Source organism: Acidithiobacillus ferriphilus, from assembly GCF_018854775.1.
Lineage (GTDB): Bacteria > Pseudomonadota > Gammaproteobacteria > Acidithiobacillales > Acidithiobacillaceae > Acidithiobacillus > Acidithiobacillus ferriphilus.
In genome coordinates this window covers 1-8923 of sequence record NZ_JAAZTY010000042.1, presented here as the reverse complement: position 1 = coordinate 8923, position 8923 = coordinate 1, and the positions used below count along the sequence as shown (strand labels likewise).

The following is an 8923-nucleotide window of genomic DNA, read 5'->3' as shown; positions in this document are numbered from 1 at the left end:
GGGATCGCTTCCCTGCTCCGCTGAACCCGCGGCCACCCCCCGCCACCGAGATCATACAGCCGCTGCTTCCGCGTGAACGTATTTTTTTCAACGGATTGGGTGGATTCACGACCGATGGACGTGAATACGTCATCAGTCTGGAGCCGGGCCAAAGTACGCCCGCCCCTTGGGTCAATGTGATTGCCAGTCCGCATATCGGCACCGTCATCAGCGAGAGCGGCGGCGCCTATACCTGGGTCGAAAACGCCCATGAATTCCGTCTGACCACATGGCACAACGATCCCCTGAGTGATAGTAGCGGCGAAGCCCTGTATATCCGCGACGAAGACACGGGGGCGTTTTGGTCCCCCTCTCCACTACCCGCCTGCGGTCAGTCCGGATATGTATGCCGCCACGGATTTGGATACACCGTTTTTGAACATTACGAGTCGGGGATCTCTTCAGAAATGACCACCTACGTCGCGATGGAGGCGCCGGTGAAATTCGTGGTGGTCAAACTGCGTAACCATTCCAAGCGCCCGCGGCGGCTTTCGCTGACGGCATACTGGGAACTGGTGCTCGGCGAGTGGCGCCATGCCAATATGATGCATATCGTCACCGAAAGCGATCTGCGCAACGGTGCGCTGTATGCCCACAATGACTATGGCCGCGAATGCGGGCATCGGGTCGTTTTCGTTCAGACCAGTGAACAGGAGCGTACAATCACCGGCAACCGCAGCGAGTTTATCGGCCGTAATGGTACGCTTGCCAAGCCTGCGGCACTGTATCGCAACCGTTTATCAGGTAAAACAGGGGCGGGCCTTGATCCCTGCGCCGCCATACAGACGCCGATTCATCTGGCTGAAGGCACGGAGTGCGAGATCGTGTTTGTTTTTGGTACGGCAGCCAGTACCGACGAAGCGCAGCAATATATAGACCGCTTCGCCGGTAGGGAGCGTGCGCGGCAAGCTTTGGCAGGGGTACGGGAATACTGGAACCGGACCTTAGGTACGATATATGTGGAAACCCCGGATCCTGCACTGAACGTATTAGCGAACGGCTGGCTGATTTACCAGACCATCTCCAGCAGACTCTGGGGCCGCAGCGGCTATTACCAGTCGGGCGGGGCTTATGGTTTCCGCGATCAATTACAAGACAGCATGGCGCTGATTCACACCACACCATGGCTGGCCCGGGAGCAACTAATTCGTTGTGCAGAGCGCCAATTCCATCAGGGGGATGTCCAGCACTGGTGGCATCCGCCCCACGGCCAAGGGGTGCGCACCCATATTTCGGATGACTATCTCTGGTTACCCTATGCCACCTGTCGTTTTGTGACGGCCACCGGCGATAGTGGCGTGCTCGACGAAACCATTCATTTTCTCGAAGGCCGCGAGCTGAATCCCGAGGAAGAGTCTTACTACGATCAGCCCCAGCAATCTGCCGAATCCGCCAGCCTCTATGATCATTGTGTGCGGGCGCTCAAAAACGGCTTGCGATTTGGTGCCCATGGCTTACCGCTGATGGGCTGTGGCGACTGGAATGACGGGATGAATCTGGTCGGTCACGAGGGTCGGGGTGAGAGTGTCTGGCTGGCCTGGTTCCTGATTCAGAATCTGCGGCAGTTTGCCGGGCTCGCGCGCAGCCGGGGGGACAGCGCTATCGTTGATCTTTGTCTGCAACAGGCCGCCGTATTACAGGAGAACGTAGAAAAGAATGCCTGGGACGGTGCCTGGTATCGGCGGGCTTATTTTGATGACGGTACGCCCCTTGGTTCTGCTGCGAATGACGAATGCCAAATAGATTCCATCAGCCAGAGTTGGGCCGTCCTTTCCGGTGCGGGTGATCCCTTGCGGGCCCAACAGGCCATGGCGGCGGTGGACAAACATCTGGTGAGTCGCGATGCACAGCTTATCCGGCTGCTTAACCCACCCTTCGACCGGTCAGCACTCGAACCCGGCTATATCAAAGGCTATGTGCCCGGTGTGCGCGAAAACGGTGGGCAATATACCCATGCCGCGGTCTGGACCACCATGGCTTTTGCCCAGATGGGTGACAAAGTGCGGGCCTGGGAATTATTCAACATGCTCATCCCGGTCCATCACGGAAGTAGCGCAGAGTCTATCGCCCGCTATAAGGTAGAACCCTACGTTATCTGCGCCGATATTTATGGCGCCGCACCACACGTCGGGCGTGGTGGCTGGACCTGGTACACCGGCGCAGCGGGCTGGATGTATCGATTAACGATCGAAACCTTGCTGGGCCTATCGCTTGAGGTCGATCACCTGCGCATCACGCCCCGCGTCCCGGCGGACTGGAAATCCTACAAGGTCCACTACCGCTACCGCGACACGCTGTATCATATCACCGTCCATGCTGATAGCACCGCATCAGCGCGGGTAGTGCGCATTACCCTGGATGACACTGAATTGCCGCAAGACAGGATTCCGCTCATGGATGACCGCCGCGAGCACGATGTCGATGTCTACCTCGACTAAATAAATGTTTGGGAAACTTATCGCCATCCGCTTTAGGAGGAACGGTGTACCATGATTGCATTTCTCTGGATTTGCTGTTCGTAATCTAACAAGCCGGGCTTTGCGGGTTATTGCCCGGAATACAGCGTTAGCCACTTTTGTTCTCGCGGGGTCGCAAGCCTGCATAGAAATGGTCTTCATCACCATTTTCCGCAGACCAGACTTCGCCCGACGGGGCTACGATATCTCCGTGAATGGTGACGGTACCTTTCATATATCCAAACATACTATTCAGCGTTTCATCGGTGATAGGCACCGTTTTGACAGGCGGTTTACCGCGCTTACTGATCACCCCTCCCCCTCATCCCCATCCTCGCCCGCATGCCGCTCGCCCTTCAGGGCGATACTCAGGTTCTTCAGCTTGCGATAGAGATGCGTGCGCTCCAGCCCCACCACTTCCGCCGTCCGCGCGATATTCCAGTCATTACGGGCCAAATGATATTCGAGGAAGGCGCGCTCAAAACGCTCCCGAGCGCGCTTCAGGGTACCGCCAAAATCTTCCCCGTCGAAATTACTGTTGACGAGGACGAGGCGATTATCCAGTCCCAACGCGCCCTCCACCTCTTCCGCACTGACCTCCGGCCCTTCCGCCAGAATCAGCAAGCGCTCCACCAGATTCTGCAATTCGCGGACGTTGCCCGGCCAGGGATAATGGTGCAGCACATCCAGGGTTTCCGGAGCAAAGTGACGCGCCGCCAAGCCATCGCGGGCGCCATAAAAGCGTACAAACTCTTCTATCAGCGCCGGGATATCCGCACTCCGCGCGGACAGCGGCGGCACCTTCAGGGGCAGGGCACTGAGCCGGTAGTAGAGATCGCTGCGAAACTGCCCGCTCTGCACTGCCAGTGCCAAATCCTGTGCGCTGCCGGCGATCACCCGTACATCCACGGGCACGGGCGTCGTCCCACCCACCCGGATGATGCGCCGCTCCTGCAAGGCCGAGAACAACCGCGCCTGGGTTTCCAGGTCCATATCGGCAATTTCGTCGATGAAGAGCGTGCCGCCATGGGCCACTTCCAGACGCCCGCGGGTTAGTTTGCCATGATCTTCATTGCCGAAGAGCTCGATGGCGACATTGGGGCGAGCGATGGCGGCGGCCCGCAGATCCACGAAAGGCCCCTGTGCCCGTCGGCTTTGCCGGTGCAGATAACGCGCGGCCACTTCCTTACCGCTACCCGGCTCGCCCAGCAGCAACGCCCAGGAATCCACCGCTGCCACCCGCTGCAACTGCTCGCGAAATTGTCGGATCGCCGGACTCTCGCCGCTCGGCCGCTCTACCCAGCCGGCCTGCGCGCGCAAGTCGCGGTTCTCGCGCTGCAAGCGACTGGATTCCAGGGCATGGGTGACGGTAAGCAGGGTCTTGTCCAGCGACAGCGGCTTTTCGATAAAGTCATAGGCGCCCAGCTTGGTCGCCTGCACCGCCGTTTCGATGGTGGCGTGCCCGGACATCATCACCACCGGCTGCTCCAGACCCGCTTCGGCCCAGCGCCGCAAGAGGCTGACGCCGTCCTCACCCGGCATCCAGATATCGAGAAGGACGAGGTCCACCATCTGATCGCGCAGCAGCACTTCGGCGGCTTCCGCACTCCCCGCGGTTTGCACGTTGTAGCCTTCATCCTCCAGAATTTCTGCCAGTGTCGCGCAGATATCGGGTTCGTCATCCACCACCAGAATATTCAATCGTGCCTCTTCCATGTCACCTCCTGAATACTTGTTTCAACCCAACGGAAAATCAATAACGATACGTGCCCCGCCCTGCAACCCCTGATTATCCGCAACAATCTGTCCGCCATGCTCCTCAACGATACGCCGGACGATGGCGAGACCCAGCCCCGAACCCTTCACCTTGCTGGTGACATAGGGCTCAAAAACCCGCGCCAGCAACTGGGCCGGGAAACCGGGGCCGTCGTCCAACACACTCAACTCTAGCATCTTTGCCGGGTCGGAGTCGGTCAGGCGGGTGCGAATCAGGATATGTTTACCTTCCGGAGTTTCTGAATCCCCCTGCAGGGCATCCATGGCGTTGCGCAGGAGATTATTGAGAATCTGGCGCAGCCGATGCACATCCGCCCGCAGGAGGGGCAGGCCCGCACCCAACTCGGCCCGAATCTCCACGCCATTCTCTTGCCCGCGATACAGATCGAGCACATCCAGAATCAGCGTGTTCAGGTCGAGAAGGCGCAACTCCAGTTGCGGCTGCCGGGCGTACTCCGAGAAGGCGTCCACCATCACCTTGAGGGCATCCACCTGATGGATAATAGTGCGGGTGGCACGATCCAGGGTCTCGCCTTCATCGCCAAGACGTTCCAGATATTTGCGCCGCAACCGCTCGGCGGAGAGTTGAATGGGGGTGAGCGGGTTCTTGATCTCGTGGGCCAGGCGCCGCGCCACCTCGCTCCAGGCGGCGCTACGCTGGGCGGCGACCAGCGTACTGATATCATCAAAAACCAGTACGAAACCCCGACTACCGGCATCATCCGCAAAGTGTGCGCCATGCACGATAATGGTCTGTGGCCCGTCGGAGCGCTCGATCTGCAACTCTTTTTGCATTCCGTTACGAGGGTGTTCCACCCAGTCCGCCACCAGCGTCCACAGGGGCTCCAGCGCGGTGCCATCATGCAATATATCCAGGGCGCTGCCCCTGGGCAAATCTTCCTGGAGAATATGGGTCGCCGCGGCGTTGACCTCAGCCAAATGGTTTTCGCCATCAAAGGTCAGGATGCCGCTGGAAATCTGTCCGAGCACGGTCTCCAGATACAGCCGCCGCTGCTCCGCCTGCTCCTGCGCCGCCGCCGCCTGCTGCTTGGCCCGCGCCAGTTGCCGGGTCATATTGTTGAACGAATGTATCAGGACACCCAACTCGTCGTGACTCGCCACCGTCTGCAAGGGAATAAACTCACCGCGCGCCACCGCCTGGGTGCCCGCCGCCAGTCGTGCGATAGGTGCCGTCAGTCGGCGCGCCAGGTGCAAGCCTATCCATACCGCCGACAATACGGCCAGCAGCAAGGCCACCGCCAGGCTGAGCTGAAAGGCCGTCTTCATCGGTTCGCGCATCAGCATCAACTGGTGGTAGCGGGTATAAGCCACCTGCACCGCATCTGCCGCCTGCGTCAACTGCTCGGGGATAGGCTGCTCCACATAAAGAATATGACCGCCCTGTCCCAGATGCGGACTCAGTACCGGGATCAGCACCTTCACCAGCAAAGCGCCGTTGGCCTCCGGCTCAATAGAGGCGGTCGGGTGGTTCTCTTCCATGGCGAGGATTTCCCGGCGCGGCAGGCGCGGTGCCAGACTCAGGTTATCGCTGCTGGTGGCGATAATCCGGTTATCGCCGGAAAAGAGCGTGACGCTGCCCAGATGATACTGATCGCGTAAGGCGATCACGGTGATTACGGCGTTGCTGTCAGACTCCCCCACCAGGGCCTGAGCGATGCTCTCTGCCGCCAGCAGGGTGGAATTGCGGTAACGGTCCACACCTGCCTTCGCCACGTTCAACGCCTGATCCAGCGCACTTTGCACCGCGCTGCTGAACCACGAGTCCACGCCCCGATTCAGATATTGCCAGGAAAAACCGAAGACGATGGCCGCCGGCAGAAAACTGAGCAGGGTAATAATCACCACCAGGCGGGTGGCCAACTGACTGCCCACTTCGCCGCGCCGTAGACGCAAGAGCAGCGCCACCACCGAAACCAGCACCAGAATGACCAGAAAGAGGACGATTCCTGCGGAAATCACCAGCATCGGCACAAAATAGTGGCTCAGCGGCCCTCCGGCGCTGGTGAAAAAGTTGACCCCCAGAAAGGCGACGATAGCCAGCAGGAGCAGGGCAGCGCCCCAGCGCGGTCCCACCCGCTGCCGCTCCGGGGTGGCGCCGGCGCTCAAGGCGCGCAGCCAGCTTCTTAGTGCGAAAGGGGCGCGCTGACGATCCATGGGGACTCCCGTTTCCAGTGACCCAGCAGAGCACGCAAACGCAACGGCAGGGGTAAGGCCCGAACGTCAATATATACCCGCACCGCCAACGCGTCGTCCTGGCTCATGCGGCCTTCTCCAGCAAGGCATAGTAAAAACCATCCATTGCGTCCTGACCGGGCAGACGTTGCCCCGTCAGCGGGTGCGCGGAACGGTGCGCATCAGAATGACGCTGGAGAAAGGCGATGATCTGTTCCTCGTTCTCCTCGGGCAGCACCGAGCAGGTGGCATAGAGCAGCCGACCGCCGGGGCGCAGACAAGGCCACAGACCTTCCAGCAAGCGCATCTGCTGTGCTACAGCCGCAGTCACATCATCCATTTGGCGGCGCAGACGGATATCAGGGTGGCGACGGATTACCCCGGTGCCGGTACATGGCGCATCCAGGAGGATGGCGTCATAGAACTCGCCATTCCACCATGTGGCGCTTTCTGCGGCATCGGCCGCCTGCAAATGTACCGTACCGCCTTGTCTTTCCAGTGCCTCGCGCACCCGTTTCAGGCGTTCTGCGGAGCGGTCCAGGGCATCCAGGCGCGTCGCCCCCAGTGCCCACAGGTGGGCGGTCTTGCCGCCAGGAGCCGCACAGGCGTCGAGAATCCGTTCCCCCTCCTGGGGCGCGAGAATGTGGGCGGCCATTTGTGCCGCTCCGTCCTGCACCGCCACCCAACCGGCATCCCAGCCCGGCAGGATCGTTACCGGCACGCTGGCGGGCAAACACAATGCCGCCTCACTCCACGCCACGCCTTTCGCTTCAAGGCCTTGTTCTGCCAGCAATTGCCGATAGTCGCCGGGATCCACCCGTTGCGTATTCACGCGCAGCCAGAGGGGCGGCGCAGCGTTATTGGCCGCGGCAATGGCGGGCCAGTCTTGGGGATAGGCAGCGCGTAAACGCGCCGCCAGCCAGGCCGGATGCCCGAGGTCGCGATCGACCAGCGCCATATCCAAAACCCCCCGCTCACGCAGATAACGACGCAGAACGGCGTTTATCAGGCCGCGCGCCCAGGGCTTTTTCAGTGCCTCCGTCATCGCAACCCAATCATTGACTACGGCGAAGGCGGGCCGTTGCCCATGGCGCAACTCAAACAGAGCCAAACTGAGCAGGAAGCGTAAGTCGCTATCTTCCTCGCGCCAGTCTTTGCGCAACAGTTTTGCGGCCAGGGCCTGCACGGGCAGGTACTCGCGCAGCGTGCCCAGAACCAGCCATTGCACGGTCGCGCGATCGGCGCCTGTCAACGGTACCGGCAGCAGGGCGGCATCCACCGTCTGCCCACTATCCACGCCCTGCAACACGCCGATGGCCGTCTTGCGCACCGCCACACCCGATGTGCTTCTCCCCCCTTCAGTTTCTGGCCGCGTTTCCTTCATCCCAGTACTTCACCGATTTGCGGACGATAACCGCGGACGAAATCACTGCCACTGAGCGCACCCTTGCCTGCGGGTTGCACCGCCAGCAACTGCAATTGATCCTCGCCACAGGCCACCACTATCCCGTCTTTTCCCACGGCGCTGATAGTGCCGGGCGCCTGATCATCCCGGACAGCCAGTACCTGCGTCTGCCAGACCCGCAAGCCTTTGTCGCGAAAAAGGGTATGGGCGACCGGGCTGGGATTGAAAGCCCGCACCAGACGCTCCAGCGTCGCCGCGGGGAATCGCCAGTCGATGCGTGCCTCTTCCTTCTTCAGCTTGCGGGCATAGGTCGCGAGCGCGGGGTCCTGGGGCACGGGTTTGAGCCGATTCGCCCAGAGCCCGTCCAGAGCCCGGCGCAAGGCGACGCTGCCCAACCGCGCCAAACGGTCATGGAGGCTGGCCGCCGTGTCATCGGGCGCAATGGGCACGCGCTCCGCCCACAGCACCGGACCGGAGTCGAGCCCGGCTTCCATCTGCATGATGGCGACACCGCTTTCTTTGTCGCCCGCCGCGATGGCCCGGGCGATGGGCGCCGCGCCACGCCAGGCGGGCAGGAGACTGGCATGGACATTGATGGCACCGCGCGTCGGCAGATCAAGAACCACCTGCGGCAAAATCTGTCCATAGGCCACGACGATCAGCAAATCCGGCGCCAGGCTCCGGAGCAGATCCAGAGCCTCGCCCGTTTTACACGATTCCGGCTGAAAAACGGGAATGCCTGCGGCCACAGCCTCCTGCTTCACCGGGCTGGCCTGCAACGCCCGCCCCCGGCCTGCCGGACGATCCGGCTGGGTAAATACGCCGACGACTTCTTCCGGCCCTTGCAGCAATTCGACCAGAATGAGGCGCGCGAACTCCGGTGTCCCGGCAAAAACAATGCGCTGTTTTCTAGTCACCGAGCCGCACCCTTTTGTTCGCCTTACGGCGAATCAGGTTTTGCTTGAGGCGGGACAGATGATCGACAAAAAGGGTACCGTTGAGATGGTCAATCTCATGCTGCAGGCAAACCGCCAACAACCCATCGGCCTCCAAT

At 60.8% G+C, this 8923-nt stretch carries 7 protein-coding genes; 1 reads left to right on the top strand and 6 read right to left on the bottom strand.

The features are described 5' to 3' along the window. A partial coding sequence (locus tag HF921_RS03720) for a GH36-type glycosyl hydrolase domain-containing protein (protein ID WP_404813108.1) occupies window positions 1-2477 on the top strand: 2477 nt, incomplete at its 5' end. Between the two features lie 327 nt (window positions 2478-2804). On the opposite strand, the gene HF921_RS03715 is transcribed toward HF921_RS03720, so the two are convergent. From HF921_RS03715 to HF921_RS03690, 6 genes are read right to left on the bottom strand one after another with little or no spacing between them, the layout of a single operon-like run. After that, a complete protein-coding gene (locus tag HF921_RS03715) occupies window positions 2805-4211 on the bottom strand; it encodes a sigma-54-dependent transcriptional regulator (RefSeq protein ID WP_215850621.1) in 1407 nt (468 codons plus the stop codon). Window positions 4212-4232: 21 nt separating this feature from the next. Beyond that, entirely contained in the window at window positions 4233-6446 is a 2214-nt protein-coding gene (locus HF921_RS03710; RefSeq protein WP_215860694.1) for a sensor histidine kinase, read from the bottom strand. After that, window positions 6416-6553: a hypothetical protein gene (locus HF921_RS03705; RefSeq protein ID WP_226817800.1), complete on the bottom strand. Its 138-nt coding sequence runs from the start codon at window positions 6551-6553 to the stop codon at window positions 6416-6418. The genes HF921_RS03710 and HF921_RS03705 overlap by 31 nt, the downstream gene beginning before the upstream one ends. Beyond that, complete coding sequence (gene rsmB / locus HF921_RS03700; RefSeq protein ID WP_215893333.1) at window positions 6550-7848, bottom strand: 16S rRNA (cytosine(967)-C(5))-methyltransferase RsmB; 1299 nt, start codon at window positions 7846-7848, stop codon at window positions 6550-6552. The genes HF921_RS03705 and rsmB overlap by 4 nt, the downstream gene beginning before the upstream one ends. Continuing rightward, window positions 7845-8786, bottom strand: a complete 942-nt coding sequence (gene fmt, locus HF921_RS03695; RefSeq protein WP_215893332.1) for a methionyl-tRNA formyltransferase — start codon at window positions 8784-8786, stop codon at window positions 7845-7847. The genes rsmB and fmt overlap by 4 nt, the downstream gene beginning before the upstream one ends. Continuing rightward, entirely contained in the window at window positions 8779-8922 is a 144-nt protein-coding gene (locus HF921_RS03690; RefSeq protein ID WP_455692635.1) for a peptide deformylase, read from the bottom strand. The genes fmt and HF921_RS03690 overlap by 8 nt, the downstream gene beginning before the upstream one ends. Window position 8923 lies beyond the last annotated feature (1 nt).